The 26,109-nt window shown below is 62.0% G+C and carries 26 protein-coding genes and 1 riboswitch; of the genes, 15 read left to right on the top strand and 11 right to left on the bottom strand.

What is annotated here, in order from left to right; translation table 11 throughout:
- Positions 1 to 15 precede the first annotated feature (15 nt).
- Entirely contained in the window at positions 16 to 1,554 is a 1,539-nt protein-coding gene (locus AACW18_RS18315) for an aryl-sulfate sulfotransferase (protein ID WP_218389483.1), read from the bottom strand.
- A gap of 87 nt (positions 1,555 to 1,641) precedes the next feature.
- Positions 1,642 to 1,755: riboswitch (TPP riboswitch) on the top strand.
- A 279-nt stretch (positions 1,756 to 2,034) separates the two neighbouring features.
- Between AACW18_RS18315 and thiC the strand changes: the two genes are divergently transcribed.
- Genes thiC through thiH form a run of 6 tightly spaced genes read left to right on the top strand, consistent with a single transcriptional unit; the run spans position 2,035 to position 8,702 of the window.
- Complete coding sequence (gene thiC / locus AACW18_RS18310) at positions 2,035 to 4,140, top strand: phosphomethylpyrimidine synthase ThiC (protein WP_218389482.1); 2,106 nt, start codon at positions 2,035 to 2,037, stop codon at positions 4,138 to 4,140.
- The gene (thiE, locus tag AACW18_RS18305; RefSeq protein ID WP_218389481.1) at positions 4,137 to 5,702 is read left to right on the top strand and encodes a thiamine phosphate synthase; all 1,566 of its coding nucleotides are present in this window, start codon (positions 4,137 to 4,139) and stop codon (positions 5,700 to 5,702) included. Before thiC ends, thiE begins: the two co-directional genes overlap by 4 nt.
- Positions 5,692 to 6,471 carry a HesA/MoeB/ThiF family protein gene (locus tag AACW18_RS18300; protein ID WP_218389480.1) on the top strand — a complete coding sequence of 260 codons (780 nt, stop codon included), beginning with the start codon at positions 5,692 to 5,694 and terminating at the stop codon, positions 6,469 to 6,471. The genes thiE and AACW18_RS18300 overlap by 11 nt, the downstream gene beginning before the upstream one ends.
- 2 nt (positions 6,472 to 6,473) lie before the next feature.
- On the top strand, positions 6,474 to 6,674 hold the full coding sequence (gene thiS, locus AACW18_RS18295; RefSeq protein WP_218389479.1) for a sulfur carrier protein ThiS: 201 nt from the start codon (positions 6,474 to 6,476) through the stop codon (positions 6,672 to 6,674).
- Position 6,675: 1 nt separating this feature from the next.
- Positions 6,676 to 7,443 (top strand): thiazole synthase, encoded by a 768-nt coding sequence (locus tag AACW18_RS18290; protein ID WP_218389478.1) that lies wholly within the window; start codon positions 6,676 to 6,678, stop codon positions 7,441 to 7,443.
- Between the two features lie 8 nt (positions 7,444 to 7,451).
- Positions 7,452 to 8,702, top strand: coding sequence for a 2-iminoacetate synthase ThiH (gene thiH / locus AACW18_RS18285; RefSeq protein WP_218389526.1), 1,251 nt, complete (start codon positions 7,452 to 7,454; stop codon positions 8,700 to 8,702).
- A gap of 530 nt (positions 8,703 to 9,232) precedes the next feature.
- Here the strand turns inward: thiH and AACW18_RS18280 are convergent.
- The 3 genes from AACW18_RS18280 to AACW18_RS18270 all read right to left on the bottom strand — a co-directional run bounded on the left by AACW18_RS18280 (position 9,233) and on the right by AACW18_RS18270 (position 12,043).
- Positions 9,233 to 10,636 (bottom strand): SEC-C metal-binding domain-containing protein, encoded by a 1,404-nt coding sequence (locus tag AACW18_RS18280; RefSeq protein ID WP_218389477.1) that lies wholly within the window; start codon positions 10,634 to 10,636, stop codon positions 9,233 to 9,235.
- Positions 10,637 to 10,832: 196 nt separating this feature from the next.
- A complete protein-coding gene (locus AACW18_RS18275; RefSeq protein WP_218389476.1) occupies positions 10,833 to 11,378 on the bottom strand; it encodes a GNAT family N-acetyltransferase in 546 nt (181 codons plus the stop codon).
- Positions 11,379 to 11,407: 29 nt separating this feature from the next.
- On the bottom strand, positions 11,408 to 12,043 hold the full coding sequence (locus tag AACW18_RS18270) for a Vat family streptogramin A O-acetyltransferase (RefSeq protein ID WP_218389475.1): 636 nt from the start codon (positions 12,041 to 12,043) through the stop codon (positions 11,408 to 11,410).
- A 201-nt stretch (positions 12,044 to 12,244) separates the two neighbouring features.
- On the opposite strand from AACW18_RS18270, the gene AACW18_RS18265 reads away from it, so the two are divergent.
- Positions 12,245 to 12,832, top strand: coding sequence for a penicillin-binding protein activator LpoB (locus tag AACW18_RS18265; RefSeq protein WP_218389474.1), 588 nt, complete (start codon positions 12,245 to 12,247; stop codon positions 12,830 to 12,832).
- Positions 12,833 to 12,862: 30 nt separating this feature from the next.
- Here AACW18_RS18265 and AACW18_RS18260 read toward each other — a convergent pair whose 3' ends face one another.
- Positions 12,863 to 13,276, bottom strand: coding sequence for a GNAT family N-acetyltransferase (locus AACW18_RS18260; protein ID WP_218389473.1), 414 nt, complete (start codon positions 13,274 to 13,276; stop codon positions 12,863 to 12,865).
- 293 nt (positions 13,277 to 13,569) lie between these two features.
- On the opposite strand from AACW18_RS18260, the gene AACW18_RS18255 reads away from it, so the two are divergent.
- Positions 13,570 to 14,460: a GGDEF domain-containing protein gene (locus AACW18_RS18255; protein ID WP_042651914.1), complete on the top strand. Its 891-nt coding sequence runs from the start codon at positions 13,570 to 13,572 to the stop codon at positions 14,458 to 14,460.
- Positions 14,461 to 14,542: 82 nt separating this feature from the next.
- On the opposite strand, the gene AACW18_RS18250 is transcribed toward AACW18_RS18255, so the two are convergent.
- Positions 14,543 to 15,181, bottom strand: a complete 639-nt coding sequence (locus AACW18_RS18250) for an exopolysaccharide biosynthesis protein (protein WP_218389472.1) — start codon at positions 15,179 to 15,181, stop codon at positions 14,543 to 14,545.
- 247 nt (positions 15,182 to 15,428) lie between these two features.
- Between AACW18_RS18250 and AACW18_RS18245 the strand changes: the two genes are divergently transcribed.
- Both AACW18_RS18245 and AACW18_RS18240 read left to right on the top strand, forming a co-directional pair.
- Entirely contained in the window at positions 15,429 to 16,031 is a 603-nt protein-coding gene (locus AACW18_RS18245; RefSeq protein ID WP_042652180.1) for an outer membrane beta-barrel protein, read from the top strand.
- A gap of 49 nt (positions 16,032 to 16,080) precedes the next feature.
- Entirely contained in the window at positions 16,081 to 16,602 is a 522-nt protein-coding gene (locus AACW18_RS18240; RefSeq protein WP_218389471.1) for a GNAT family N-acetyltransferase, read from the top strand.
- Here the strand turns inward: AACW18_RS18240 and AACW18_RS18235 are convergent.
- Positions 16,583 to 16,888, bottom strand: coding sequence for a monooxygenase (locus AACW18_RS18235; protein WP_218389470.1), 306 nt, complete (start codon positions 16,886 to 16,888; stop codon positions 16,583 to 16,585). The genes AACW18_RS18240 and AACW18_RS18235 overlap by 20 nt on opposite strands.
- Before the next feature lie 122 nt (positions 16,889 to 17,010).
- On the opposite strand from AACW18_RS18235, the gene AACW18_RS18230 reads away from it, so the two are divergent.
- Complete coding sequence (locus AACW18_RS18230; RefSeq protein WP_218328719.1) at positions 17,011 to 17,364, top strand: winged helix-turn-helix transcriptional regulator; 354 nt, start codon at positions 17,011 to 17,013, stop codon at positions 17,362 to 17,364.
- 20 nt (positions 17,365 to 17,384) lie between these two features.
- Here AACW18_RS18230 and AACW18_RS18225 read toward each other — a convergent pair whose 3' ends face one another.
- The 3 genes from AACW18_RS18225 to AACW18_RS18215 form a co-directional block, all read right to left on the bottom strand.
- Positions 17,385 to 18,419: an acyltransferase gene (locus AACW18_RS18225; RefSeq protein ID WP_218389469.1), complete on the bottom strand. Its 1,035-nt coding sequence runs from the start codon at positions 18,417 to 18,419 to the stop codon at positions 17,385 to 17,387.
- Between the two features lie 173 nt (positions 18,420 to 18,592).
- A complete protein-coding gene (locus AACW18_RS18220; protein ID WP_339381587.1) occupies positions 18,593 to 19,261 on the bottom strand; it encodes a PepSY-associated TM helix domain-containing protein in 669 nt (222 codons plus the stop codon).
- Between the two features lie 17 nt (positions 19,262 to 19,278).
- The gene (locus AACW18_RS18215; RefSeq protein WP_218389467.1) at positions 19,279 to 21,321 is read right to left on the bottom strand and encodes a TonB-dependent receptor; all 2,043 of its coding nucleotides are present in this window, start codon (positions 21,319 to 21,321) and stop codon (positions 19,279 to 19,281) included.
- 281 nt (positions 21,322 to 21,602) lie between these two features.
- On the opposite strand from AACW18_RS18215, the gene AACW18_RS18210 reads away from it, so the two are divergent.
- Together AACW18_RS18210 and AACW18_RS18205 are read left to right on the top strand one after the other, a co-directional pair.
- Positions 21,603 to 22,082: a GNAT family N-acetyltransferase gene (locus tag AACW18_RS18210; RefSeq protein WP_218389466.1), complete on the top strand. Its 480-nt coding sequence runs from the start codon at positions 21,603 to 21,605 to the stop codon at positions 22,080 to 22,082.
- Between the two features lie 472 nt (positions 22,083 to 22,554).
- Positions 22,555 to 23,292, top strand: coding sequence for a class I SAM-dependent methyltransferase (locus AACW18_RS18205; protein WP_218389465.1), 738 nt, complete (start codon positions 22,555 to 22,557; stop codon positions 23,290 to 23,292).
- Between the two features lie 79 nt (positions 23,293 to 23,371).
- Here the strand turns inward: AACW18_RS18205 and AACW18_RS18200 are convergent, their stop codons facing one another.
- Positions 23,372 to 24,430 (bottom strand): porin, encoded by a 1,059-nt coding sequence (locus AACW18_RS18200; protein WP_218291029.1) that lies wholly within the window; start codon positions 24,428 to 24,430, stop codon positions 23,372 to 23,374.
- 217 nt (positions 24,431 to 24,647) lie between these two features.
- Here AACW18_RS18200 and glpX point away from each other — a divergent pair, with 217 nt between their 5' ends.
- Together glpX and AACW18_RS18190 are read left to right on the top strand one after the other, a co-directional pair.
- Positions 24,648 to 25,658: a class II fructose-bisphosphatase gene (glpX, locus tag AACW18_RS18195; protein WP_042651924.1), complete on the top strand. Its 1,011-nt coding sequence runs from the start codon at positions 24,648 to 24,650 to the stop codon at positions 25,656 to 25,658.
- 168 nt (positions 25,659 to 25,826) lie between these two features.
- The gene (locus AACW18_RS18190; RefSeq protein WP_218389464.1) at positions 25,827 to 26,078 is read left to right on the top strand and encodes a YkgJ family cysteine cluster protein; all 252 of its coding nucleotides are present in this window, start codon (positions 25,827 to 25,829) and stop codon (positions 26,076 to 26,078) included.
- The last annotated feature ends 31 nt before the right edge of the window (positions 26,079 to 26,109 follow it).

Raw genomic sequence — 26,109 nt, 5'->3', positions numbered from 1 at the left:
GCGCTACCTTGTCACTTATTGGAAGTGGATGTTCTCGAGGGGTATCTGGATCGCATTCCATGAGGTGGCACAGGGGGTTGGGCTTGGATAGCTAAACTCGAAGAGTTTCTGTTTATCCTGGTTGATCCCCTGAATGATGACACGGGTTCTGTCGTCGGCGGCGGCGTAGTTGATCAGAAAGTCTCCCTGAGCAGATGTCTGGTCCTGATAAATACTCGAGCAGATATCCGAATAAATACCATCATCAAAGTTCCAGATCATTTGGCCAGTTTTGTTCTGGCTATCAATGTCGAAGATGGCGGTCTGGCTGGTAGCGAGATCGATGCCAGCCGGGGTGCCAGACGGGTTATTGAAGCTTCTCAGTCCATTGTTGAACAGCATCAGTTTTCCTTCTTTGGTGATAGATACTGCGTGCTGTCCTATGGGCACTTGGTCTGAGGAGATCGACAAGGCCAACTTTTGCAGAGAAGGGTAGGAGTACCAATGTTTTGTTTCATCTCCCAGCAACCAGATGATTTTCCCTGTATTGTAATCCAGTTTTACCACGAAGTTTTCACGGCTGGAGACCAGCAAGGTGTCATCGGCAGGATCATAGGTAGCTGCGTTCATATGGAACCAGTCTACGCCATTCCGGACAAAGTTGCTGGGGTCATCTCCCTCTTGCAGCATATATTCAGAAAATATTTCACCTAGGTCCCATTCTTTAATCACATTGCCAGTTTCATCTATTTCACTTAAGAATGACTCAGTTTTGAATACTCCATCAGTAGTGCCATCGAGTTCAATCAACATACCTGTTTTACCAAGATCTATATTATGGTGAAAATATGCATCACTTCCCATATCTGTGTTGTTAACTCCAACCGAGTCACTTTTCCCATAAAGTGAAACTGTATCTATAGTTGCCCCATTCAAGCTCATCACAGGACGTCCGATAATGAACATATTGTTCATGAATACCGATGCCATTGAATCTTGCTTGGTTTCCGCATCCCACCTAATCTCACCATCAATATCCATGATAATGGGATTTTTCAATCTACTTTTCATGTAAAAATAACTGTAACTCGGTGTGGCAGTTGGCTTGATGCTAATATTGGCGTTGTCATAAATCCCCATACTGTCGACATAGGTGGCAGCGGTGATCATCTTCTGAAATGAGTAGATGCTGTCATCGATATACTGAATATCTATCGTGAGCTCATTTAGGTAGTCGCTGTAGAGGCCAAATATCGGAATCTGTACGTTGTTATTTGCGGTGTTATATAACCCATTGCTGGACAGGTAGTTCCAATCATAGGTAGCAGAGACGGGCTTGGCGAAATTACCGTCCTTTGTCCTGATATGGAAGGATATGTTTTTTATCTTGCTGGTATCCAGCCCGGCCAGGTTCAAGGCCGAAATAAACACTGAAGTGTGTGGGTCATCCTCTATGACTTGTGTCGCAGGGTCATAAGTAAATTGTTCAGCCAGAGTCTTGCTGTCATTACTACTGTCGCATCCATATAACCCGAAGCAGAACATGCCAAGCAGAAATGTTTTTTTGTGGTTCATAATGCACATCATCCCTATGTTAATGAACAGCATTCATTGTAGTGAAAAAATCATGGTTGAGTTAAAAGATGAGCCGTATATACTGGCGCCATCTTGTCGGAGTGCCGACCGTCGAACGACGCGAAGCTGAGACCGTTAATTCGGGATCCGTGGAACCTGATCAGGCTAGAACCTGCGAAGGGAAACAAGGGTAACCAGTGGGTTGCCGCGCGGGGAGAGGGACAAGCCTCTCCCGCTCATCGAAGGGGTCAATCCCGCGATGAGTCAGGGCGCACGAGAGGGAGTCTGTCCCGTCCGGTCTGTCCATCGCGGCGCCGCACGGCCCGCCCGAGCAGGGGGGAGCCAGACAGCAGAGCAGGGAAGCACAGATCCCGGGCTCGCTCCCTCTTGAAGCACATCTCACCCACAGGTTCATCACTTCTCCTCGAACTCCAGACAAGCAAACACCCATAACTTCAACCAGTTAATGTGAGTTTTGCTATGTCTACCCCAGTACAGTCCGCTCCAGAAGCACAGTCCGTTTCAGAAAACGCCGTATCTGAACAGATCAAGCCAGCCGTCGCCAGCCGCCGCCAGCAGCGTGCCAGCGCCCAGCGCTTTATCGATAACCTCAAGGGCATGGCCCACCCCAACTCCAAACGCATCTTCATCCAGGGCTCGCGCCCCGACATCCGGGTCGGGCTGCGGGAGATCTCCCTGGCCGACACCTTCGTCGGTGGCAGCGAGGAGCACCCCAAATTCGAGGCCAACGAGCCGGTGCCCGTCTACGACACCTCGGGCGCCTACGGCGACGAGCAGGCCGAGATCGACGTGCGCCGCGGCCTGCCGCGCCTGCGGGAAGCCTGGGTGCTGGAGCGGTGCGACACCGTATCCCTCGATGGCCTGAGCTCCGCCTTCACCCAGGAGCGCCTCGCCGACGAGGGGCTGGATCACCTGCGCTTCGAGCAGTTGCCCAAGCCGCGCCGTGCCAAGGCCGGCAAGTGGGTCACCCAGCTGCACTATGCCCGCCAGGGTATCGTCACCCCCGAGATGGAGTTCATCGCCATTCGCGAGAACATGGGCCGCGAGCGGGTGCGCTCCGAGCTGCTGCTGCGCCAGCATCCGGGCCAGGGTTTCGGTGCCCGCCTGCCGGACAACATCACCCCCGAGTTCGTGCGCGCCGAGGTGGCCGCCGGCCGCGCCATCATCCCCAGCAACATCAACCACCCGGAAGCCGAGCCGATGATCATCGGCCGCAACTTCCTGGTGAAGATCAACGCCAACATAGGCAACTCGGCGGTCACCTCCAGCATCGAGGAGGAAGTGGAGAAGCTGGTGTGGTCCACCCGCTGGGGCGCCGACACCGTCATGGATCTCTCCACCGGCCGCTACATCCACGAGACCCGGGAGTGGATACTGCGCAACAGCCCTGTGCCCATCGGCACAGTGCCCATCTACCAGGCGCTGGAGAAGACCAACGGCATCGCCGAGGATCTCACCTGGGAGCTGTTCCGCGACACTCTGCTGGAGCAGGCCGAACAGGGGGTGGACTACTTCACCATCCACGCCGGCGTCTTGCTGCGCTACGTGCCCATGACAGCCAGGCGCCTCACCGGCATCGTCTCCCGTGGCGGCAGCATAATGGCCAAGTGGTGCCTGTCTCACCACAAGGAGAACTTCCTCTACCAGCATTTCCGCGAGATCTGCGAGATCTGCGCCGCCTATGACGTGGCCTTGTCGCTTGGGGACGGCCTGCGTCCGGGCTCCGTCTATGACGCCAACGACGAGGCCCAGTTCGCCGAGCTGCATACCCTGGGGGAGCTCACCAAGATCGCCTGGGAGTACGACGTCCAGGTGATGATCGAGGGGCCGGGTCACGTGCCCATGCACATGATAGAGCGCAACATGACGGAGCAGCTGGAGCACTGCCACGAGGCCCCCTTCTACACCCTGGGACCGCTCACCACCGACATAGCCCCCGGCTACGATCACTTCACCTCCGGTATAGGTGCTGCCATGATCGGCTGGTACGGCTGCGCCATGCTCTGCTACGTCACCCCCAAGGAGCATCTGGGGCTGCCGAACAAGGAGGACGTCAAGCAGGGCCTCATCACCTACAAGATCGCCGCCCACGCCGCTGACTTGGCCAAGGGTCACCCCGGCGCCCAGATCCGCGACAATGCCATGTCCAAGGCGCGCTTCGAGTTCCGCTGGGAGGATCAGTTCAACCTGGCGCTGGATCCCGAGACAGCCCGTGCCTACCACGACGAGACCCTGCCCCAGGAGTCCGGCAAGGTGGCCCACTTCTGCTCCATGTGCGGCCCCAAGTTCTGCTCCATGAAGATCACCCAGGACGTGCGCGACTACGCCGCCAAGCTCGATGCCGCCAAGCTGGAGACCATAGAGGTGAAGCTGGTGGGCATGGATGGCCAGCAACAGCGGGTGCAGGCCGAGGTGGAGAGTGGCATGGTCCACAAGGTGACGGAGACCTTCAAGGAGGCGGAGATCGAGAGCGGTATGGCCAAGATGGCGGAAACTTTCAAGGAGAAGGGGGGCGAGCTCTACCATCAGGCGGCGGCCCTCAAAGAGGAGCGGGAAGAAGCATGAGCACCAAGCCCATCGTCTGGACCATAGCCGGTTCCGACTCGGGGGGCGGTGCCGGCATCCAGGCGGATTTGCACAGCATGCACAGCCTCGGCGTGCACGGCTGCTCCGTCATCTCCGCCATCACCGCCCAGAACTCGGTGGCGGTGAAGATGGTGGATCCCGTGCTGATGCAGAGCTTCTGCGCCCAGATCGACGCCCTCGGCGTCGATCTGCCGCCGGCCGCCATCAAGATAGGCCTGCTGCCGACCCGGCTCCATGTGGAGGTGCTGGCACGCCGGTTGGAGGTGATCGCCGCCCCCTTCGTGGTCTATGACCCGGTGGCCATCGCCAGCAGCGGCACCCCCATGGCCGAGCCGAACATGCTGGCGGCGGTGCGCGAGCACCTGCTGCCAAGGCTGTCTCTCATCACCCCCAACGGCCCCGAGCTGGAGGCACTGACCGGCATCCCGGCGACCAGCCCTGCGCTGGTGCGGGCGGGGGCCGCCCGGCTGCGCGAACTCGGCGCCCGCGCCGTGCTGGTCAAGGGGGGGCATCTGGCGTGGAGTGGCGAGCTCTGCCTCGACTACTACCAGGATGAGCACAGGGAGTTCTGGCTAGGGGCGCCGCGCCTGGCGACCCGCCACGGCCACGGCACCGGTTGCTGCTACGCCAGCGCCATCGCCGCCGTCGTGGCGCTGGATTATCCGCTGGAGGATGCCATCACCCTGGCGCGCGCCTACCTGCAGCAAGGGTTGGCAGCCGCGCAAGGGGTAGGGGCCGGCCCAGGCCCCATCGCCCACCTCGGCTGGCCCGGAGATCTCGCCCAGTTCCCCCGCGCCCTGCTGGCGGGATCCGCGCTGGATCGCCGCTTCAATCTTTATCCTGCCAACGAGGCCCGCCTGCCGGAGGGCCCCTTCGCCGGGACCGAGCATCGCCTCGGCCTCTATCCGGTGGTGGACTCGGTGCGGTGGCTCGAGCGACTGCTGAAAGCCGGGGTCAGGACACTGCAGCTGCGTATCAAGGACTTGCCCGCCGAAGAGGTAATGCCCGCCATCGCCGAGGCGGTGGCGCTCGGCCGCCGCTTCGGGGCCCGGCTCTTTATCAACGATTACTGGCAGCAGGCCATCGTCGCGGGCGCCTACGGGGTGCACCTGGGCCAGGAGGACATGGAGACGGCGAACCTCGCCGCCATCCAGGCCGCCGGCCTGCGCCTCGGCATCTCCACCCATGGCTACTTCGAGCTGATGCGGGCCCGGGAACTGGCACCTTCTTACATCGCCCTCGGCCATATCTTCCCCACCAACACCAAGCAGATGCCGTCCCGCCCCCAGGGGCTGGTGCGGCTGCACCACTACCGCGCCCTGATGCGCGACTGGCCCACGGTCGCCATAGGTGGCATCGGCGAGGATCGGGTGGGGTCTGTGCAGGAGAGCGGGGTGGGCAGCATAGCCCTGGTCTCCGCCATCACCGCCAGCGACGACTGGCAGGGGGCCACCGCCCGTCTGCTGGCCGCCGTCGGAGCCGGGGACGAGCCACTGTCGGCCCTGCCGAACCAGGAAAAGGAGGCCAGCCATGCTCTCTGACGAGGCATCTCTAAGTGACGAAGAGTATCTGCGCTATGGCCGCCAGCTGATGCTCACCGAGATCGGGGAGGAGGGGCAGGCGCGGCTCAAGGGCAAGTCGGTACTGATCGTCGGTCTCGGTGGGCTCGGCTCGCCGCTGGCGCTCTATCTCGCCGGGGCCGGAGTCGGGACGCTGTGGCTCGCCGACGGCGACATCCTGGATTCCAGCAACCTGCCGCGCCAGATCCTGTTCGATGGCGAGGGCCTGCGCCGCTCCAAGGCCGAGCTGGCCCGGGAGCGGCTGGCGGCCCACAACCCGCTGGTGGAGCTGATCGCCATCAACCAGCGCCTCGATGAACAGAGCCTGCCGGCCTTCGTGGCCGAGGTGGATCTGGTGATCGACTGCTGTGACAACCTGGCGACCCGCCACGCCATCAACGCCGCCTGCGTGGCCCAGAGGAAATCCTGGATCTCCGCCGCTGCCGTCGGCTGGCAGGGCCAGCTGATGGTGCGAAGCGCGCCGGAGCACGCCTGCTACGCCTGCCTCTACCCGGCGGATACCCGCGTGACCGAGAGCTGCCAGCGCAACGGCGTCACAGGCCCCCTGGTCGGCGTGATGGGCTCCCTGCAAGCCCTCGAGGCACTCAGGTTGCTGCTCGGGCGGCCCAGCCCGGTGGCGGGCACCCTGCGCCGCTTCGATGCCTTGCGCCACGAGTGGCAGTGCCTGCAGCTGCCCGCCGACCCCGGCTGCCCCGTCTGCGGCAGCGCCACCCCGGCCCTGAAGGATTAACCATGAAGATCCGATTGAACGATATCGAGCTGACTCTGCCCACCGGCCAGAGCCTGACTGAGCTGCTGGCGATGCAGGACATTGCCCCCCAGGGGGTGGCGGTGGCCCTCAACGGCGCCGTGCTGCCCCGCGGCCGCTGGCCCGAGACCCGACTCAATGACGGGGACGAGATCCACCTTTTCACTGCCATCGCCGGAGGCTGAGATGCTGACCATTGCGAACCACAGTTTTTCCTCGCGCCTCTTCACCGGCACCGGCAAGTTCGCCCGTCCGGAGCTGATGGCCGCCGCCATCGAGGCGAGCGGCTCCCAGCTCGTCACCATGGCCATCAAGCGGCTGGAGCCGGGCAAGCGCCACGACGATATCCTGAGCCCCTTGCTCAGGCTCGGTGTCAAGCTGCTGCCCAACACCTCGGGCGCCAAGACCGCCGCCGAGGCGGTATTTGCCGCCCGGCTCGCCCGTGAGGCGCTCGGTACCAACTGGCTCAAGCTCGAGATCCACCCCGATCCCAAATACCTGCTGCCCGATCCCATAGAGACGCTCAAGGCTGCGGAGCAGCTGGTGAAAGAAGGCTTCGTGGTGCTGCCCTATTGCGGCGCCGATCCCGTGCTGTGCAAGCGGCTCGAAGAGGTGGGCTGCGCCGCCGTCATGCCGCTCGGCGCCCCCATCGGCTCCAATCAGGGGCTGGTGACCCGGGAGTTTCTGTCGATCATCGTCGAGCAGGCCCGGGTGCCGGTGGTGGTGGATGCGGGCATAGGGGCCCCCAGCCACGCGGCGGCGGCCTTCGAGCTCGGCGCCGACGCCGTGCTGGTCAACACCGCCATCGCCGTGAGCCGGGATCCGGTCGCCATGGGTCGCGCCTTCGCGCTGGCCTGCGAGGCGGGCCGCGGCGCCTATCTGGCCGGGTTGGGGGCGCGCGGCAGCCAGGCCCAAGCCTCCAGCCCGCTCACCGATTTTCTGGAGGCGCTATGAGCCAGAGCATGGGGCAAGATGTGGTGTCTGCATGCTCCCCTCTCCCATTGGGAGAGGGGCCGGGGGTGAGGGAACCGGCTGACGCGGCACTTGAATTGGTTGAGCCCTGCGCTCCTCCCAAGGGGGAGGCCGGGAGGGGGTTGGATTTTGCCGACCGCTGGCGCGAGCTGGATTGGGATCATGTGGGCATGAGCATCCGCGCCAAGACGGCGCGGGACGTGGAGCTGGCGCTGGCCAACCCACGGCGCGGCCTGGATGACTTCATGGCGCTGATCTCCCCGGCCGCCGAGCCCTTCCTGCCGCAGATGGCGGAGCTGGCGGAGCGCCTCACCCGCCAGCGTTTCGGCAACACGGTCGGCTTCTACGTGCCGCTCTATCTGTCGAACCTCTGCGCCAACGACTGCTCCTACTGTGGCTTCTCCATGAGCAACCGCCTCAAGCGCAAGACCCTGAATGCCGAGGAAATCGAGCGTGAATGCCTGGCCCTCAAGGCGCGCGGCTTCGACAGCGTGCTGCTGGTGACCGGCGAGCACGAGAGCAAGGTGGGCATGGCCTATTTTCGCCAGCACCTGCCACAGATCCGCCGCCACTTCAGCACCCTGGCGATGGAGGTGCAGCCGCTGTCGCAGGCCGAGTATGCCGAGCTCAAGACCTTGGGCCTCGATGCGGTCATGGTCTATCAGGAGACCTACCATGCCCCGGCCTACGCCCGCCACCACCTGCGCGGCAACAAGCAGGATATCGAGTGGCGCCTCGCCACCCCGGACAGGCTGGGGCGTGCCGGTATCGACAAGATTGGCCTCGGCGCCCTGATCGGTCTGTCACCGGACTGGCGCGCCGACAGCTATTTTGTCGCCGAGCATCTCGCCTGGCTGGAGCGCCACCACTGGCAGAGCCGCTATTCCTTGTCATTCCCGCGGCTGCGCCCCTGCACCGGCGGTCTGCAGCCCGAGGTGACCATGACGGATCGCCAGCTGGTGCAGCTGATCTGCGCCTGGCGGCTGCTCTCGCCGACCCTGGATCTGTCCCTCTCCACCCGGGAATCGCCAGCCTTTCGCAACGGCGCCCTGCGCCTCGGCATCACCCAGATGTCGGCGGAGTCGCGCACCCAGCCGGGCGGCTACGCGGAAGGGGATGAGGAGGAGCTGGAGCAGTTCGCCATCCACGACGATCGCGCCCTCGGCGAAGTTGCCGCCGCTGTCAGGCAAGCGGGGTTGCAGCCGGTGTTCAAGGACTGGGAGGCGTTTTTGGGCCGATAGGGGCGGCCGCGCCCCCTTTGCCGGCGGTATCCGGGGAGTTCAGTCAAACTCCGTGCCTGTGGTGAGAGGGCACGGCTGCGCCGTGCAATTGTAGGGGCGATTAACCGTCAGGTGTAATCGTCCGTTCCGTGTGATGTGTGATGAGGGAAATGGCACGGCCTTGCCGTACAGGACGCGAGGCCGCCGGCCTCGATGGGGTTTCGCCCGCCCTTCGGGCTGGGGCGAGTGACTTTGGAAAGACCCAAAGTCACCAAAGGTCTTCTCCCCCGCTTATTCGCCCGACTTCGTCGGGTTCCTTCGGTTCACCCGCTTGTCCGACGGCACGCGCCGACGGGCCATCCATGGCCCGGCGCCGCTCGCTCGACATCCTGTCTCGCGGCCTGGACAAGCGAGTGAGCCTCTGCGAATAAGAAGGGGAACCAAAACTATGCCCCCCTGGGCTTTTCGTGTAGGGGAATGCATCACCTAGATTGTGTGGCTGGTGAATATGCGACCATTTCATGTAAGGTGCAGTAATTTACACAGAAACTTTATTTTTTCTTTTCAGGCTTAATTTCCAGATCGTTTAGAATTTGGTTTATGTTTATACCTATGCCTGCGATATTTGGCTGTAAAATTATATATCTGTTTGCTAAGTGGAATAATGACTTTAATTTTTTCAAGATACTACTTTGTTGTTCTAATTTATCCGTACTATAGATTGATGATATTTCAGTGAGTAATGTGGATTTCTGCTTTTCGAAAATAGGATCCAATGATGAAAGTTCTGCTAGGTAATGAAAAGATCTATCAATCATATCACTTTGTTTAAATGCGATGCTGATAGCTGTATAGGTAAATATAAAGTCTAGTCGCTCTGAGTCTGATAACATGGGAAGTGTTTGTTCAACATCTTTGATTGTGTTGATAGCACTTTGATCATTAAGCTCAAGCTCAGACTGAGATATAAATACTTTTACTATCGCTGAGCTATTGATTTCAATGGATTTTTGGTATGTATCGATGGCCTGTTTAAATTTTTTAATGTGATATAAACATTTCCCTATTTCAAAATAAATATTAGCAATTCCCACATCTGTCCATGAGTCATCATCGAGGAGTGACTCAAAAGCTTTAATAGATTGAGTCTTCAATGCTGTGGAGTGTTTTAGATCACCCAATAGGCTTAATGCACGCGCATGTTGCATACATCCATACGTATCATGAGTGTGAGTAGACATTTCATAGACTTTTACTGCCTTTTCAATTAATAACTCAGCCTCCGAATCATCTCCTATACAAAGATATTGTACTGCTTTGGCCACCTGATATTGGAGTTTTTGTGAGGGTTTTTTGATTGCGTTAATAAGGTTATCTAGTGCATCTATCTTTCTTTTGAAAGGGAGGTCTTCTAAGTAAAAATGAAGATATAGCTGAATTATTTCAACGTCATCATTTTCACACAAAGGCATTAGTCTTTTTAACTCTCTTTTCCCTACTTCGTCACTCCAATCATCCCCTAATAAAGCGAGGATTTCATAATATGTGATTTTTCTTTGCCAACGAGCGTCAAATATGTTGCTTCTTAGTCTTTCTAAATCGCATTCGAGTGAGTTATAGTCACTTAAACTTCTATAACAAAAAAGTAAACGTTCAGTCAATTCTGACAGGGCTCTAATGTCAAGATCTAGAAGTTTCAAAACACCTTCATTACTACTTCTAATGTATGGCTCTGTATTGGTTTTATGTAAGATTGTGTAATTTGTTATTCCGTGCCTTATGTATTTAAGTGCATTTTTATAATCTTTCCTTTCTATTAGTTCTTTTGCTTTGTCAATAGATAACGAGCATGCGATATCATTCTCTCCCAAGCAACAGCGTTTAAATTTCAACCCAGAACCACAAAGGCATTGAGAATTCAATGGTGGTTGGTATCTGGTACGTCTGACTGACATAGATATCCTTATAAACTTAAGAAAATAGAATTCACCTTTAAAGTAACGTTATGACTTCTGTAATGAATAATCAAATGAAAGCTAATTTTAGAATGCTAGCCCCCTTTGATAGGAGCTGAACCTGCGGCCTGTCTCAGGGATATATTGTCGTCTGTTTATCTGAGGGAGACCAGCAGGAGATGTAATAGAACAGGGTTTAGTCTACGGGAATAAGAGCGTAGATATTCGCATCAAGGGGTTGGTCATGGAGGAAGATGCGGTTTCTTGCCCGGCATTCAAAGGTGGCACCTGAGGCAATGGCAACGGTTTCGCTTGCTGTGTTGCCAACCCCCATCACGATCTCCAGCCGAAGTAGACCTAACTGCGTAAAGCCGAAGTCACGCAGCAGGGCGACTGCCTGCCGGGCTATGCCTTGGCCTTGTCGGGATTGCCTCACCCAATAGCCGATATTGCCGTAGCGATGATGGGGTGCCAGCTGGTTGATACCGGCGCCACCCAAGAGCTGGCCGGTGGCGGCGCAGAAGAGGCCCATATCGTAGGTACGCCCCGCCTCGCGATCCTGATCGCAGATGGCAAACCAGGTCAGCGCCTGCTCCCGGTTGAACGAGGGAGTGCACCAGCCCATCCAGGTGCCGACCGTCTCGATGGATTCGTGCGCCGCGCGGACAAACTCATCGGCATCGCTCGGTTCGAAGGGGCGAATCACTATATTGGCATTGGCAAGGGGTGTGGTGATTTGCATAGGGCTTCCTGCTTGATGGTGGTGTGTGCCTATCGGGTTGCGGCTTCCAGCTCCGCAATATCCCCACCGCCAATCAATTTCAAATTCCGGCTGATCTGCTCCACCGGCCAATTCCACCAGGCGAGGGCGTTGAGACGCGCTATGGTGTCGTCGTCGAAGCGGTAGCGGATCACCCTGGCTGGGTTGCCGCCGACGATGGCGTAGGCGGGTACGTCGCCGGTGACCACGGAGCGGGCGGCGATGATGGCGCCGTTGCCGACCTTGACGCCCGGCATGATCAGGGCGTCATAGCCTATCCAGACGTCGTTGCCGATCACCGTATCTCCCTTGTAGGGGAGGCTGCCCGGTGCGGGGGCGGCGCTCTCCCAGCCGTTGCCGAAGATAAAGAAGGGGTAGGTGGAGAAGCCGGAGCTCTGGTGGTTGGCGCCGTTCATGATGAACTTGACCCCGCGGGCTATGGCACAGAACTTGCCGATGATGAGCTTGTCGCCGATGAAGGGGAAGTGGTAGAGAACGTTGCGCTCAAAGCCTGCCGAGTCTTCCGGGTCGTCGTAGTAGCTGTAGTCACCTACCTCTATATTGGGCCCCTTGATGGTGTTCTTGATAAAGCACACCTGGGGGAAGCCCTTCATGGGGTGGGGATTGGCGGGGTCGGGTCCGTGCATGGGGTGCTCCTCTCGAATCTGGGTTTTGGATACCCTAACGGAACCTAGCAGCCCTGTGCCACCTTTTTGTACACCCTGGTTCGCCAGGCTTTGTCGCCCCGTATCGGTTCACGCATCGACCCGGGGCGGGTTTTTCTCTAGCATGGACCGATAGCGGGGCAGGGGCTCCGCCACCACGGTTATTCTGGCGGAGAGAACAAGATGAAGACGCGTCACCTGCTCATGCTGAGCGCCCTGTTGCTGGGCGGCTGTACCATCAATCCCTACGGCGGCACGCCGGCGCCCGTCACTGAGCCGGACCAGCCGGTGAACCAGCCGGGCAAGGCCGTGACCGAGCCTGACGCGGCCGAGCCGGTGCCCGCCCCCAAACCCGTTGCCCCTACCGGCCTGGCGCTGGCCATGGCGGATGCCTTCCTCAAGGCCCCCGAGGTGCAGGCGTTGACCCAGGGCGGCAGCCCTGTGCTGCTGCTGATGCCGCCCCAGAACGGCACAGGGGAAGAGTTCAACACTCAACCCATGGCCATCGCCATGAGCAAGCGGATCCAGGCCAACAGCGGTTTTCGCTTCGCCGATCCGGGCCAGGTCGCGGCCATCACCGGCCAGCTCGAGTATCAGCAGGGGGGCATGAACCCGGCCTCCCTGGTGCGGCTGGGTCGCCAGACCGGTGCCGGCTACATGCTGTACGGGGATCTCGTCTCCGAGGGGAGCCGTTACCGGCTCGCCATGAGCCTGATGGATCTGAAAAGCGGCGAGCTGCTCTGGAACGGTAGCCGTAGCGCCAGCCGCTGAGCCCTGGCGAGGGGTGAGGTCATCCTCGCCTCACCCCTGCTTTTTCAAAAAGTAACTGGTATGCCCTGGGGGCATATCGGGCAGCTCACCGAAGACGACATAGCCCTGCTTCCGATAGAAGGGCAGCGCCTGGAAGCTGGTGGTCTCGAGGTGGATGCGGGTGATGCCGCGGGCTTGGGCTGCTTGCTCCAGGGTGGCCAGCAGGCGGGCGCCCCAGCCATCCTGGCGGATGGGCTCATCCACCCAGAGCCCCTCGATATGCAGCCAGCCCCACTTGATCTCGCCGAGGATGCCACCTCGCACTCTCCCCTCCTCATCCTTCACAAAGCTGGCGATCCGCTCCCGGGGCAGGGGGCCGGTGACGCTCTCATTGAACTGGTTCAGCCCCGCCCGCAAGGCGTCGAAGTCGGTTAACTGGGGGGATTGGGGGGCGGTCAGTTGCATAATCAGCTCCGTATGAAGAGCCTCCACCATTAACCCGGCGGCCTGCCGGTGGTCAAGCCGGATGGCATCTGTCGGCTGCCGATCCCACACTATGGAGATGATGGCCCGGCCAGAATGGCCAGCATGCCTGCCTTGGCTCAGGTTGTCCGAGCGGGCGCGATGCCCGACGGGAGAGAGGCCTGGCGGGTCATGGCGGTCCTGACAAGGCCGTATCAAGGTCTCTTCCTGTACGATAATCGCAGGTAGGGCATAGGTGAAATGCCCATTCTGACGGCGCAGCAGACGAGGTACCTATGACGCTCTCGGTCACGCAACTCTATGAAGTCATGACCCAGTTGCCGGATCCCGTGTTTATCCTGAGCGAGGATGGTTACTACGTCGAATACATAGGTGGCATCGAGCAGCTCTCCTATCAGGATGGCAATCCGCTGGCGGGCAAGCAGCTGGCCGACGTCTTGCCCGCCGCGATGGCGCAGTGGGTGATGGCGCAGGTCGCGCTGGCCTTGAGCAGCGGGCAGGTGCAGGTGGTGGAGTATGAGCTGGCCGCCACCGAGGTGGAGGGGATAGATGCCGCCGCCGGGCCGCAGGGGACGCAACGCTTCGAGGGCAAGATAGCGCCGCTGCCCTCGCGCTATGAGGGCAAGCGGGCGGTGGCCTGGGTGACCCGCAACATCACTCGCCAGCACGAGCTGCAGCAGCGGCTCAAGCGGCTCGGCGAGACGGATCAGCTGACCGGCCTCTACAACCGCCATTTCTTCTTCGAGCACTACAGGCACAAGCTGCAGGGCCAGGGGCGCACCGGCCTCATCATGCTGGATATCGATCACTTCAAGCAGATCAACGACAACTTCGGCCATCAGACCGGGGACCGGGTGCTGTGCCGCTTCTGCGAGTGCGTGGCCGCCCAGCTACGGGTGGAGGATCTGTTCGTGCGCAGCGGTGGCGAGGAGTTTCTGATCCTGTTGCCGCAGATAGACGAGGCCATACTGCCGAAGGTGGCGGAGCGGATCCGCGCCGCGGTGGCGGCCATGGCGCCGGATCCGGTGCCCATCACCGTCAGCCTGGGCAGCACCCTGATCCAGCCGGGAGAGGAGGTCAACGCCGTGCTGGCCCGCGCCGACGAGTGGCTCTATCGGGCCAAGCGGAGCGGGCGCAACCGGGTGGCCCATGATCCGGACTCCTGACTTTGGCTCCTCGGAGCCTCAAAGCACAAGGGCGACCAGCTGGTCGCCCTTGTTCGTTGATGCGGCCTTGGCCAAGGCACTCTTAACCCAACAGGGTCGAGACGTTCTGGCCCGCCATCAGCAGCCCTACGGCCAGCACGCCGAACCAGACCAGGGTTGCGCTCACCAGCGCGTAGCCGCCGGCGACGAACAGGCCGTCGCGCTGCAACATGCCGATGGCCAGCAGCAGTATGGCCCAGGCGGGCATGGCGTTGGTGAACGGGATGGCGCCGAGCGGCAGCATCAGCAGCAGGGCGGCCAGCATGATCAGCAGGCCGTTGCAGCGGTTGACGGCGGTGCTGCCGGTCAGCAGCAGCAGGCGCGGCCGGATGAAGCGATCGATGCGGGCCAGCAGATCGGCCCCCTTGTGCAGGGTCGGCTTGAGCTGCTCGGCGGCGAAGCGGCGCTCCATCAGGATGGCGGGCAGCCAGGGCACCCGGTTAAGGGTGATACCGATGCCGATGAACAGGATCAGCAGGCCGAACGGGGTGCTGACGCCGGGGATGGAGACCGGCAACAGGAAGGGCACTGTGAGCAGCACGCAGAACAGCAGCATGCCCTGCTCGCCGACCAGGGCGAGCATGTCCCGCAGGCTGATATGGCTCTCCTCGATGGCGTGGGCGGTCGCCCGCAGCGTGTCGGAGAGTCGATGTTGTGGGTCGTTGAGTTGCGCGGCAACCATTCCTGAGATCCTCGTCCTGTTGAAGGCCACCCCTGTGGCCGCCGCTAGCTTACGTGGCAAGGGTTAATCCCAGATGAATGGGCCTGGCCGGCGTACATTTTGGGGGACAGGCGAGGGCCGGATCCGCCAGGTGGCTCGAAATTGTCTGGTACAGCCCCTATTTAGGCGCGGCCTCGAGGGGCTCTGATATGCTTCTGGCACGATCAATGCCAATCAGGGGAAGGCCGTGAGAAAAAGAGCAGGAATGATGGTGATGGGACTGTTGCTGCCGCTGGGTCAGAGCTGGGGGGCCGAGCCGGCCGCCGATCTGGGCTGGCAGGTGACGCCTTTCCTCGGTTACAGCTCCTCCCTCGACTTCGAGGCGATGGATGAACCCGAGCCCACGCCGCACTCGAGCGACATCGACTCCCTGCAGGGGGAGAGTTCGGGCAACTGGGGCCTGTTCATCAGCAAGGAGGTCAACGATCCCGGTATGATAGAGCTGCTCTACAGCCACCAGTCGACCCCCATCTCCCCCGACCAGCCGGATCGACTGACGGTGGATACCCTGCACTTCGCCGGTGCCCTGACCCTCTCCGACAACGTCATGGCCCCCTATATCGGCGCCGGGATCGGGTTGACGCGCTTCGATGCCTACGACAGCGAGGTGGCGCCCTCCATGTCGCTGGCCCTGGGGGTGCAACCGCGCCTGACCGACAGGCTGGCGCTGCGGGCCGAGGTGCGCGGCTACGGCTCCCTGGTCAACGAAGACAGCCAGTTCCTCTGCAACCCCGAGATCTGTGCCTTCCGGGTGCGGGGGGAGCTGATCACCCAGTGGCAGGCCAATGTCGGCTTGACCCTGAGGTTCTGAGTCCCATCATGGGGAGACTCTCCCCGCACTATCAGGAGCCTTGAATCCGTTGCGACCACTGCCCCGCGAGCTGCCCGTCCTGCCGACCCCACGGCTGCAACTGCGCCCGTTCGGGGTGCAAGACAGCGAGGATCTGTTCGCCATCTACGGGGATCCCGCCGTGATGCGTTTCGTCGGGGAGGCGCCCTTTCCTGCACTCGCGACGGTGGCGCAGATGTTGGCGAGCGTCGAGCGCCTGCTGGCCAGGGGGGAATCGCTGGAGTGGGGGCTGGTCGAGAGGGGTGGCCGTCTCATCGGCACCTGCGGCCTGCACGGCTTCGAGCCTGCGCTCCGTCAGGCCGAGCTGGGCTGCATGCTGGCCCGCAGCCATTGGGGTCAGGGCCTGATGGGCGAGGCGCTGGGCGCCTTGATGGGGTTCGCGCGGGAGCTGGGTATAACGACGCTGCTGGCCGATATCGAGCCGCAGAATCTGCCCAGCCTGGGGTTGTTTCGGCGGCTGGGCTTCGTCTGGCAGCGAGATACCTATTACCAACTGAGGCTGGATGAAGGGATCAGAGGATGCCGCGAGTGAGGCGACTCAAGGATTCGTTGACGTCGAACAGCCGGTATTGCACCTCGCTCGCCCCCATGGCGAGCAGCCGCTGCTCGTGCATCTTCACATAGTCCAAGGCACTGCCCTCATCCTCGAACAGATAGATGCCGCCGGCCTCGCCGGTGCGTGGATTTTCGGTCCAGATCTTGGAGATGAAGCCGGGCTCCCGGGTGATGGACTCCGCCAGCGGCACCGCCGCCTCGGTGAGGGCCGGCCCCATCATGGCGGCGGGGAAGTTGAAATGGATTTGCAGCAAACTGGGCATGGCGGGCTCTCTCTTCGGGTAGACAAGGGACTGGCCGCATCATAAGAAGCCGGCATCCTGGCTGCAAGAAGGCACATTTTGGTGGCATAGTTACCCCAAAGTAACCACTCACGAGGCACCCCGTGCACCCACCCCCTTGCCCCGCTTACGAGGTACTGCGACTGCTGACCGGTAAATGGAAGCCGGCCATCCTGTTTCATCTGCGTGAGCAGACCCTGCGTTTTGGCGATCTGCGCCGTTGCCTGCCGGCGGTCAGCCAGAAGGTGCTCACCGCCCAGCTCAAGGAGCTGGAGGCGGATGGGGTCATCGCTCGCACCCTGCACCCCGAGGTGCCGCCCAGGGTGGAATACGCCCTGAGTCCGCTCGGCACCGCCCTGCTCCCCTTGTTGCAACAGATGCACGACTTCGCCCTGAGCCATGCCGAGCAGTTGACGGGGGACGCGAAGCGGGTCGAGGCGCCTATGATGACGCCCTGACCCGACCGATGAGCCTGTGGTCAGCGGGCCCGCAGTAGCCAGCGGCTGGCCGGTGTCGCCGCCAGCAGCCGATAGGCGAGCAGGGAGAGGGCGATCAGCGCCGGCACCTTGAGCAGTTCCCACCACACCAGCTTGCCTTGCGGGCCGAACACCATCAGCCACACCACCAGCATCATGTGCAGGCAATAGAGCCCCAGCACCTTGGGTGCCTGGCGCTCCAGCCAGCTGCCCTTGCCCCAGTCGGGGCGCGCCAGCAGCAGTCCGAACAGGCCGAGGGCCCAGGGCACGGATCCCAGCAGGAAGTCATGGCGGTTGAGCGCCACCCCGGCCAGCCACAGCCCCCAGACTTCCAGCCCGTAGAGCGCGAGCCCCGCCCCCAGCAGCCAGCCACTCAGGCGGGCCGTCGGTCGCCAGCGACTGGCCCTCAGGTAGGCGCCGAGCGCCACGAACAGCAGCGAGAAGAAGGGCCCGTTGCGGGTCAGCAGCGGCCACTCGCCGCCGAGCAGCGGCTTGCCGTAGGAGCCGCCGAGCAGCGCCAGCAGATAGAGCAGCACGCCTGCCACCAGCGCCAGCTGGGGCAAGCCGACGCGCTGGCAGAGCGCCAGGATCAGCACCGCCAGCATCAGGGCGGGCAGGAACCAGAGGTGGATCATGCCGCCCACCCACCAGGCGTTGAGCGGATCCCCAATCTGCATCTGCCACTGGCCCGCCATGCTGGCCAGATAGTCCTGCTGCACGGCGGCGATCGGGTTGAAGGGCACCAGCAGATAGATGAGGCTCCACCCCAGCCAGAGTCCCAGCAGGGGGCGACAGTAGCGCAGCGCCACCGCCATGGGATCGCCTGCGGCCAGCCTGGGTTGCAGGAAATAGCCGGAGCAGAGGAAGAACAGCGGCACCGCGAAGCGGCACAGCTGATTGATGCTGCCCCCCAGCCAGAGAGAGAAGGGATCGCCCCACAGGCTGGGATCGAACGGATTGCTGAAGGGGGAGATGTGAATGGTCATCACGGCCACTATGGCCAGGACCCGCCCGCACTCGATGCTGGAGATGCGCATGATACCTCTTGGCGTCTGGGATTCTGGCCGCACCCTAACAGCCACGGTTGACCCCTGCCAGCCAAGGGGGTGACAACTGTGACCCCGTCGCTGGCCGGTTACCCTTTGTTACCTAGACCACGGGGGCGTTACCCCGGCGCCGACCCGGATCCCGCCTGGCCTAAGGCCTAGCCTCAGAGCAGGGCGATCAGCAGGGTGGCGATGGCCCCGCTCACCAGCAGCGCCATGCCGCGCCCGGGCGGGCCGTGCAGCTTGTTCCACATCAGCAGGCTGGTGAGGGCGAGCAGCAGCAGCGCCAGGGCGGCGAGATCCCCCAGCAGTTGCCAGGGCAGACCCGTGCCCATGCCGCGATGCAGCCGGTTGAGGCTGGCGGCAGCGTTGGCCTGCTGCCGCTCGATGCGCACCAGCAGGGTGCCTTCCACGTAGCCGGCGGTCAGGCTCTGGCTCAGGCTCACCTGCCGCAGCTCCCAGCGCGCAGGCAGGGTGAGGGGACCGTTCGGGGTGGGCAGGGTCTGGGGCGGGGTGAGGGCGACCCTGGCCTCCTCGACGGCGTCTGGGTAGCGAAGGCGCAGCAGCGCCGTCAGCGCCTCGGGGTTCGCCAGCGGCGCCGTCAGCACGAGATCTTCGCTGGTCTTGTCGGTATGGGGCCCGGGCAGGGGCAGCACGGCCCTGTGTTGCAGCCAGAGGCCGGTGAGGCCGTAGAGCAGCATCAGGGCCAGGGTGGCAAAGCCTGCCCAGGCGTGGATGCGGCGTACCCACTTGTTGTTATGCAGGGGGAGTCTTCTCTGTTTCATGTTTTGCGCGTCATAAAAATCTGGCCAGCGCGGGCTGGCCAGGGTCATCTGTGATGACGGAGGGATCAGAAGCGGTAGGCGGCGGTCAGATGCAGCTGACGGGGGCTGCCCGGCATGATCTGGGCCGCGCTGGTGGCGCTGAGGTAGTACTGGTGGTCGGTCAGGTTCTCCACGCTGAACTGGGCATCCCACTGCCGCCAGCGGTAGCCGGCCCTGGCATCGAAGCGGGCGTAGCCGGGCAGCACAGTGGTGTTGGCGTTGTCGGCGAAGCGATCCCCCACCGCCGTCACCCCGGTCTCGCCAAACCAGCCCTGCTGGCTGCTCTGGTAGCCGGCGAACAGCTGGCCATTCTGGCGGGAGACGTTGCTCGGCCGCTTGCCCTGCAGATCCGCGTCCGCCTTGACCTGTTCGGCGTCCTGGAGGGCGACGCCGCCGTGCAGGTAGAGCTCGTCGGTCAGCTGGGCGCGGGCGCTCAGCTCTATGCCCTCGGTGCGCTGCAGGCCGGTGAGGATCACTTTGGTGGGATCCAGCGGATCCTTGCTGCGCTTGTTGTACATCTCCAGCCGGTAGATAGAGAGGGTGGTGGCCAGCCGGCCGCCCAGCCAGTCGCTCTTCACGCCCCCCTCGTACAGCCGGGAGTGCTGGGGATCCAGCTGGTTGTTCTTGTCCCCCGGGGTGATGCCGATCAGCTCCCCGCCCACCGGGGTGAAGGTCTTGCTGTAGGAGGTGTAGAAGGCGTGCTCCTCGATGGGGTTCCACACCAGGCCGAGGCGCGGGCTCAGGCTGGTGACCGAGAGGGTCTCCTCCTTGTCGAGATCGTTGCGGCGGCTGGTGACGGTGAATGCGTCCCGGCGCAGGCCGCCGAGCAGGTGCCAGTCACCCAGGCTGAGCTGATCCTGCAGATAGAGGCCGTAGCCACGCACCTTGTGGCTGGCGTCGCTGGCGAGCTTCATGGTGCCATCGTAGCTGGGCAGGGAGCCAGGATCGTACAGATTTGCCGGCGGGATGGGGCTGGCGTTCTGATACAGCTTGGGGGTGCGCTCCTGCCAGTTCTGCTCCAGCCCGAGCAGCAGACGATGCTCGACGGGGCCGGTCTGCAGCTGGCCCTCGGCCTCGGTGTTGCTGGTCAGGCTGCTGGCCTTGAGATCCTGCTGCCAGCGGGCGCGGGTCACCTGATCCCCCTTCACGCCGGTGACATAGGTGTTGTCGAACCGGCTGCCGAGGCTGGTGTAGCCGAGCTGCTGGCGCAGTTGCCACTGTTCGTTGAGATCCCAGGTCAGGCGGGAGCGGGTGGACTGGGCCAGATCGTCGATGAAGTCCCGGCTGGTGTCGCTGTAGACGCTCTCGATGGGCACCTCGGCCGGACGGCCATTGACCCCGGGAATGCCGCGATCCGGGGTGCGATCGCTGCCGTTGCGCTCGTACTGCAGCAGCCAGTTCAGGCTGTCGGTGATCTCCCAGTTGATGGCCGGGGCCAGCAGGGTGCGCTGGCTGGTCACGCCATCGCGAAAGCTGTCGGCGTCCTCCTGGGCCAGGTTGAGGCGCAGTTGCACCCGCTCACCCGCCTCGGCGTTGAGATCGGCCGCCAGCCGCTGGCTGTCGAAGCTGCCGACCCTGGCGGTGACGCTGGAGACCTGCCCTCTCTGCGGTGTCTTGCTGATCCTGTTGATGATGCCGCCCGTGCTGCCACGGCCGTAGAGCACGGCGGCCGGCCCCTTGAGCACCTCGACCCGCTCTATGTTGCCGAGATCCCGGGTGTACTGCATGTCGTCGCGCAGACCGTCGAGATAGAAGTCGTTGCTGGCGTTGAAGCCACGGATGTTGACGCTGTCGAAGCGGGTGTCGCCGCTGGCGTTGACGCCGGGGATGCCGGTCAGGGCCTCGCTCAGGCTGGGTTGACCGTAGGCGGTCAGCTCGCTGGCGGACACGCTGTCTATGGTCTGGGGCACCAGCTTGGCGGGGGTGGCGGTGCGGGTCGCGGTGGCGACTTCCGCGTGTTGGCTGCGTTTGCCGACGACCGTCATGGTCTCATCTTCGGCGCGGGTGCCGGCACTGAGGGCCAGCAAGGCGACGCCCAGCAGGGCGCGCGGGGGAGTGGGGTTAAGCATCTGCGTGTGACTCTTCTAATCGGCCTGACGGCCTGAACTTATTGATTTATTTGTAATTATTATGTTCTCTCATGCCGAGAGGGTGCTAATGATATTGATTTTCATTTCCCTGGCAAGGGAAAGATATAAATAATCCCTATCTATCGCTGCCGGCACAGCCAGACGGCACCCGCTCTGGCCTATCCCGTGGAGAGGGCGAGTCTTGGTGTCGGCAAAGGGCTGGTTTACCATCGGGGTTCGGCGCCTTGGGCGCAGCATCCAGCGGGAACAGGAATCGAGACATGGAAGAGATCATCAGGGCAGACCTCGGCAACCGGCAGCATGGCCAGGCCCTGGTCTGGCTGCTCAACGAATACGCCAAGGACGAGATGGGCGGTGGCTGCGCGCTCTCCGCCGAGGTACAGGCCGGGCTGGCCCAGGCGCTGGCCGCCAGAGACAATGCCCATGTGCTGCTGGCCTGGGTGGATGGTCAGCCGGCCGGGGTGGCGACCTGTTTCGAGGGCTTCTCGACCTTCGCCTGCCGGCCGCTGCTCAATCTGCACGATCTGGCGGTGCACCCGGACCATCGTGGGCGCGGCCTCGGCAAACGGTTGCTGGCCGAGGTGGAGCGGCTCGCCCGCGAGCTTGGCTGCTGCAAGCTGACCCTGGAGGTGCTGGAGGGCAACAAGGTGGCGCAGGCCGCCTACCGGGCCAGCGGTTTCGCCGGTTACGAGCTCAGCCCGCAAGTGGGGCGGGCCCTGTTCTGGCAGAAGACGCTCTAGGGTGTCGGCGCTGGCCGACCTCGGCCGCCGTGCTTGTCATCGGGGCGGGCAAGTCTTAGAGTAACGCCTGATTTTTCGATCCTTTTTCAATGGGCCGACCTGGCCGGGTGATCAAGATGACGCTTTATGCCTCGGATCAACGTGTGACCCGAGTGAACTCCGAACAGATGCGCACGATGAGGCATTGTCCGGAGCCTGGGGAGGCCTGAGCCTCCCACCCATTCATCGTGCCAGCCGCATCGGATCCTGATTGAGTCAGGACCCGAGCCTGGCTGGCACGAGTGAAACAGCAGGCCATAGACAATGTCTATGGCCTTTTTTGTTGGCCCCGCCCCATGGCGCGGGCTCGCAACAGAGCAGAGGCCCGCCCGGGTGCTCTGCTTTTTTTGGCCTGTGCTGGCGGGGGCGAGGATATGCTCATGGACATCCGCTCCGCTAGCAGGCTGATACGATTCGAATGAGGAAGTGTGAAATGTCACAAAATATCTATGACGATCAAGGGTTTTTCGAGGGTTACGCCCAGTTGCCACGCTCCCGGCAGGGGCTGGCGGGAGCCCCAGAGTGGCCGGCGCTGCAGGCCATGTTGCCGCCGCTGGCAGGCAAGCGGGTGCTGGATCTGGGCTGCGGCTATGGCTGGTTCTGCCGGGTGGCCCGAGAGCAGGGAGCCGCCGGGGTGCTCGGGATCGATCTCTCCGCCAGGATGCTGGCCCGCGCCGCCGAGCTGACCCGGGATGAGGCCATCTGCTACTGGCAGGGGGATCTGAACGGACTCGAGCTGCCTGGCAAACCCTTCGATCTGATCTACAGCTCCCTGGCGCTGCACTACCTGCCCGAGGTGGCAACCCTGTTTGCCGAGATCCATCGCGCGCTGGTGGCGGGGGGCCGGCTGGTGTTCTCGGTGGAGCATCCCATCTTTACCTGCCCGCAGCCGCAGGGTTGGCTGGTGGATGACGAGGGGCGCCGCTCCTGGCCCGTCAACGGCTATCAGGCCGAGGGCAAGCGGGTCAGCAACTGGCTGGCGGACGGGGTGATCAAGTATCACCGCACCCTGGGCAGCTATCTCAACGCCCTGATCGGCGCGGGCTTCCAGATTGCTCAGGTGGAGGAGTGGGGACCGAGCGCCGCCCAGATCGCCGCCAACCCGGCCCTGGCGGAGGAGGCCGAGCGCCCCATGCTGCTGCTGGTGTCGGTGCAAAAACCGCTCGGCTGAGGTAACCGGCGCCCGGCAGTCATGGGCCAAATAAAAACGGCGCGCAGGAGTCTGCGCGCCGTTTTTATTGAGGTATCGCTTAGAAGTCGTAACGGGCTGCCAGCTGGAAGTCATCCTTGGTGTTCAGCTTGCCGCTGTCATCGCTGTCCAGGTTGTTGATCCGGTACTCGCCGATGACCCGCAGGTTCTTGTTGAACTTGTACTGGGCGCCCAGGGTGTAGTAGTCGATGGAGTCGTAGTCGTCCCGACCTGCCTCTTCCACCTTCTGCTTGTTCCACAGCGCCATCAGGCCGATGCCGTTCTCGAAGTTGTAGCCGAGCGCCGCTTCCCAACCGGTGTGATCCTTGTCGGTCGCCAGGAAGTCGCTGCCGTCGGCGTAGCTCAGGGCGGCGTAGACGGCCTTGTTGTCGTACTTGGCGGAGAGCAGCCACAGCTTGGCATCCTCTTCGCCGCTCTTGTCACGGATACCGACGTTGTAGGCGGTACCCAGCGCCAGGTTGAACGGGAAGGTGTAGGCAACGGCGGCACCGTAGGCGGCGTCGCTGTCCTTGCTGCTGGTCTCCTCGGTGTCACCGCCATCGAACTTGTAGCTGGTATCCACCTGGAAGCCGTTGAACAGGCCGGAGTATTTCAGCACAGAGCCGGCACGGTTGGTGGCGAAGGTGTCGGTCTTGGCGCCGAGGGCCTCGTTGCCGTAGCCGTCGGAGAGGGAGACGTCGGTCCAGTCGGCCAGCAGGCCGGGGGCGCCCTTCTGGCGGCCGAAGGTGACGTTGCCCCAGTCGGCGCCGACCCCGGCGAAGGCCAGGCGGGTGCGCAGGTTGTCGGAGTTCTCGCTGACGGTCTTCTCGCTGTCATTGATGTAGATCTGCAGCTCATACTGGGCCAGCGCCTTGAGACCGGGGTTGATCTCGCTCTCGACCTTGGCACCGAGGCGGACGAACTGGTTGGCGCCCTGCTTGTCGCTGTATTCGTTCTTGATGTCGCCATTGGCGTCCAGCTCTTTCTTCTCGCCGAAGAACTGGCCGGCGTAGATGCGGCCATAGAGATCGAGCAGGGTGGAGTCATTCTTATAGACTTCGACGGCTTGAGCCTGGAAGGCCGCGGTGAGTGCCAATGCTACTACTGTCAGCTTTTTCATCATCATCCCTTGTTTGTAAGCTTCTGTTTTCAAAGACGGGGCCATGCTAGACAGGGGAAATGACAGCGGGGTGACCGTAACATGAACAACCGATGGCGGTTTGGTGTCAGTCCGGTGAACGCCGGGATTTATGTGGCGATCCGCCACTTTTGCGCGCAAAGGTTTGCCCTTGTGGTAGAATGCCGCCCGTTTTCGAGCTCCTAAGGTTGGATATGCGATGAGACGTGAACTGGCAATCGAGTTTTCCCGAGTGACGGAAGCGGCTGCACTGGCTGGCTACAAGTGGCTCGGACGTGGTGACAAGAATATCGCCGATGGTGCGGCCGTTGCGGCCATGCGCCATATCCTCAATCAGATCCAGATCGATGGTGAGATTGTGATCGGCGAGGGCGAGATCGATGAAGCCCCCATGCTCTACATCGGCGAGAAGGTCGGGACTGGTCTGGGGGATGCCGTGGATATCGCGGTCGATCCGATCGAGGGTACCCGCATGACTGCCATGGGGCAGTCCAATGCCCTGGCCGTGCTGGCCGTCGGCGACAAGGGTTCCTTCCTCAAGGCGCCCGACATGTACATGGAGAAGCTGATCGTGGGTCCGGGTGCCAAGGGCGCCATCGACCTGGATCAGGCCCTCGAGCTGAACCTCAAGGCCGTGGCCAGGGCGCTCGGCAAGCCGCTCTCCCGCCTGACCGTGATCACCCTGGCCAAGCCGCGCCACGACAAGGCGATCAAGGAGATGCAGGGACTGGGTGTGCGGGTGTTCGCCATCCCCGACGGTGACGTGGCCGCCTCCATCCTCACCTGTCTGCCGGACAGCGAAGTCGACATGCTGTATGGCATCGGCGGCGCCCCGGAAGGGGTCATCTCGGCGGCGGTGATCCGTGCGCTGGATGGTGACATGCAGGCGCGCCTGGTGCCCCGTCACAAGGTCAAGGGCGACAGCCCCGAGGTGCGTGCCCTGGGCGAGCAGGAGATTGCCCGCTGCGAGGCGCTGGGTATCGACGTGAACAAGGTGCTCAAGCTGGAAGATCTCGCCAAGAATGACAACGTCATCTTCTCGGCGACCGGCATCACCAAGGGTGATCTGCTGGAAGGCATCACCAGCAACGGCGTCATGGCGACCACCGAGACCCTGCTGATCCGCGGCAAGTCACGCACCATCCGCCGCATCAAGTCGATCCACTTCCTGGATCGCAAAGACAGCGTGGTGCGCGACATCATCCTGTGATGAGGGTGCGCTGAGCCTCTGTCATTGAAAAGCCCGACTGCTTCTGCCGTCGGGCTTTTTGTTGCCCGCTCGGCGGGCCGGCCACTATTTCAGGGGGGCGAAGGGATAAGGCTAAGGGGAATCCCGGCCCTTTGATAGACTGCTTCGCCATGCACAGGAAAGCATCACATGGAATGTCGTCAAGGTTGTGGCGCCTGCTGCATCGCCCCCAGCATCAGCAGTGCCATCCCCGGCATGCCGTCGGGCAAACCGGCCGGGGTCGCCTGTGTCCAGCTGGATGCCAGGCTGGGCTGCAAGATCTTCGGCCAGCCCGAGCGGCCGGCGGTGTGCAGCGGTTTCAGGCCCATGCAGGACGTGTGCGGCTCGCACCGGGAAGAGGCCGTCTGGCTCATCGGTGAGCTGGAGCGACTGACGTCCTGAGTGCTGGTTTGGTACTGGTTTGTCAGCAAAG

The sequence above is a fragment of the Aeromonas sp. sia0103 genome (assembly GCF_963895295.1).
GTDB classification, from domain to species: Bacteria; Pseudomonadota; Gammaproteobacteria; order Enterobacterales; family Aeromonadaceae; genus Aeromonas; species Aeromonas encheleia.
This window is presented reverse-complemented; position numbering and strand designations above follow the sequence as displayed.

What these genes read in the sequence shown, in the direction of transcription:
- AACW18_RS18290 (WP_218389478.1), top strand. Translation starts at nt 6,676, where the DNA reads ATGCTGACCATTGCGAACCACAGTTTTTCCTCGCGCCTCTTCACCGGC.
- thiS (WP_218389479.1), top strand. Translation starts at nt 6,474, where the DNA reads ATGAAGATCCGATTGAACGATATCGAGCTGACTCTGCCCACCGGCCAG.
- AACW18_RS18255 (WP_042651914.1), top strand. Translation starts at nt 13,570, where the DNA reads ATGACGCTCTCGGTCACGCAACTCTATGAAGTCATGACCCAGTTGCCG.
- AACW18_RS18275 (WP_218389476.1), bottom strand. Translation starts at nt 11,378, where the DNA reads ATGCAAATCACCACACCCCTTGCCAATGCCAATATAGTGATTCGCCCC.
- AACW18_RS18200 (WP_218291029.1), bottom strand. Translation starts at nt 24,430, where the DNA reads ATGAAAAAGCTGACAGTAGTAGCATTGGCACTCACCGCGGCCTTCCAG.
- AACW18_RS18270 (WP_218389475.1), bottom strand. Translation starts at nt 12,043, where the DNA reads ATGCACGGACCCGACCCCGCCAATCCCCACCCCATGAAGGGCTTCCCC.
- thiE (WP_218389481.1), top strand. Translation starts at nt 4,137, where the DNA reads ATGAGCACCAAGCCCATCGTCTGGACCATAGCCGGTTCCGACTCGGGG.
- AACW18_RS18215 (WP_218389467.1), bottom strand. Translation starts at nt 21,321, where the DNA reads ATGCTTAACCCCACTCCCCCGCGCGCCCTGCTGGGCGTCGCCTTGCTG.
- AACW18_RS18265 (WP_218389474.1), top strand. Translation starts at nt 12,245, where the DNA reads ATGAAGACGCGTCACCTGCTCATGCTGAGCGCCCTGTTGCTGGGCGGC.
- AACW18_RS18235 (WP_218389470.1), bottom strand. Translation starts at nt 16,888, where the DNA reads ATGCCCAGTTTGCTGCAAATCCATTTCAACTTCCCCGCCGCCATGATG.
- AACW18_RS18280 (WP_218389477.1), bottom strand. Translation starts at nt 10,636, where the DNA reads ATGTCAGTCAGACGTACCAGATACCAACCACCATTGAATTCTCAATGC.
- AACW18_RS18315 (WP_218389483.1), bottom strand. Translation starts at nt 1,554, where the DNA reads ATGAACCACAAAAAAACATTTCTGCTTGGCATGTTCTGCTTCGGGTTA.
- glpX (WP_042651924.1), top strand. Translation starts at nt 24,648, where the DNA reads ATGAGACGTGAACTGGCAATCGAGTTTTCCCGAGTGACGGAAGCGGCT.
- AACW18_RS18300 (WP_218389480.1), top strand. Translation starts at nt 5,692, where the DNA reads ATGCTCTCTGACGAGGCATCTCTAAGTGACGAAGAGTATCTGCGCTAT.
- AACW18_RS18190 (WP_218389464.1), top strand. Translation starts at nt 25,827, where the DNA reads ATGGAATGTCGTCAAGGTTGTGGCGCCTGCTGCATCGCCCCCAGCATC.
- AACW18_RS18260 (WP_218389473.1), bottom strand. Translation starts at nt 13,276, where the DNA reads ATGCAACTGACCGCCCCCCAATCCCCCCAGTTAACCGACTTCGACGCC.
- thiC (WP_218389482.1), top strand. Translation starts at nt 2,035, where the DNA reads ATGTCTACCCCAGTACAGTCCGCTCCAGAAGCACAGTCCGTTTCAGAA.
- AACW18_RS18210 (WP_218389466.1), top strand. Translation starts at nt 21,603, where the DNA reads ATGGAAGAGATCATCAGGGCAGACCTCGGCAACCGGCAGCATGGCCAG.
- AACW18_RS18245 (WP_042652180.1), top strand. Translation starts at nt 15,429, where the DNA reads ATGGTGATGGGACTGTTGCTGCCGCTGGGTCAGAGCTGGGGGGCCGAG.
- AACW18_RS18205 (WP_218389465.1), top strand. Translation starts at nt 22,555, where the DNA reads ATGTCACAAAATATCTATGACGATCAAGGGTTTTTCGAGGGTTACGCC.
- thiH (WP_218389526.1), top strand. Translation starts at nt 7,452, where the DNA reads ATGGGGCAAGATGTGGTGTCTGCATGCTCCCCTCTCCCATTGGGAGAG.
- AACW18_RS18220 (WP_339381587.1), bottom strand. Translation starts at nt 19,261, where the DNA reads ATGACCCTGGCCAGCCCGCGCTGGCCAGATTTTTATGACGCGCAAAAC.
- AACW18_RS18250 (WP_218389472.1), bottom strand. Translation starts at nt 15,181, where the DNA reads ATGGTTGCCGCGCAACTCAACGACCCACAACATCGACTCTCCGACACG.
- AACW18_RS18225 (WP_218389469.1), bottom strand. Translation starts at nt 18,419, where the DNA reads ATGCGCATCTCCAGCATCGAGTGCGGGCGGGTCCTGGCCATAGTGGCC.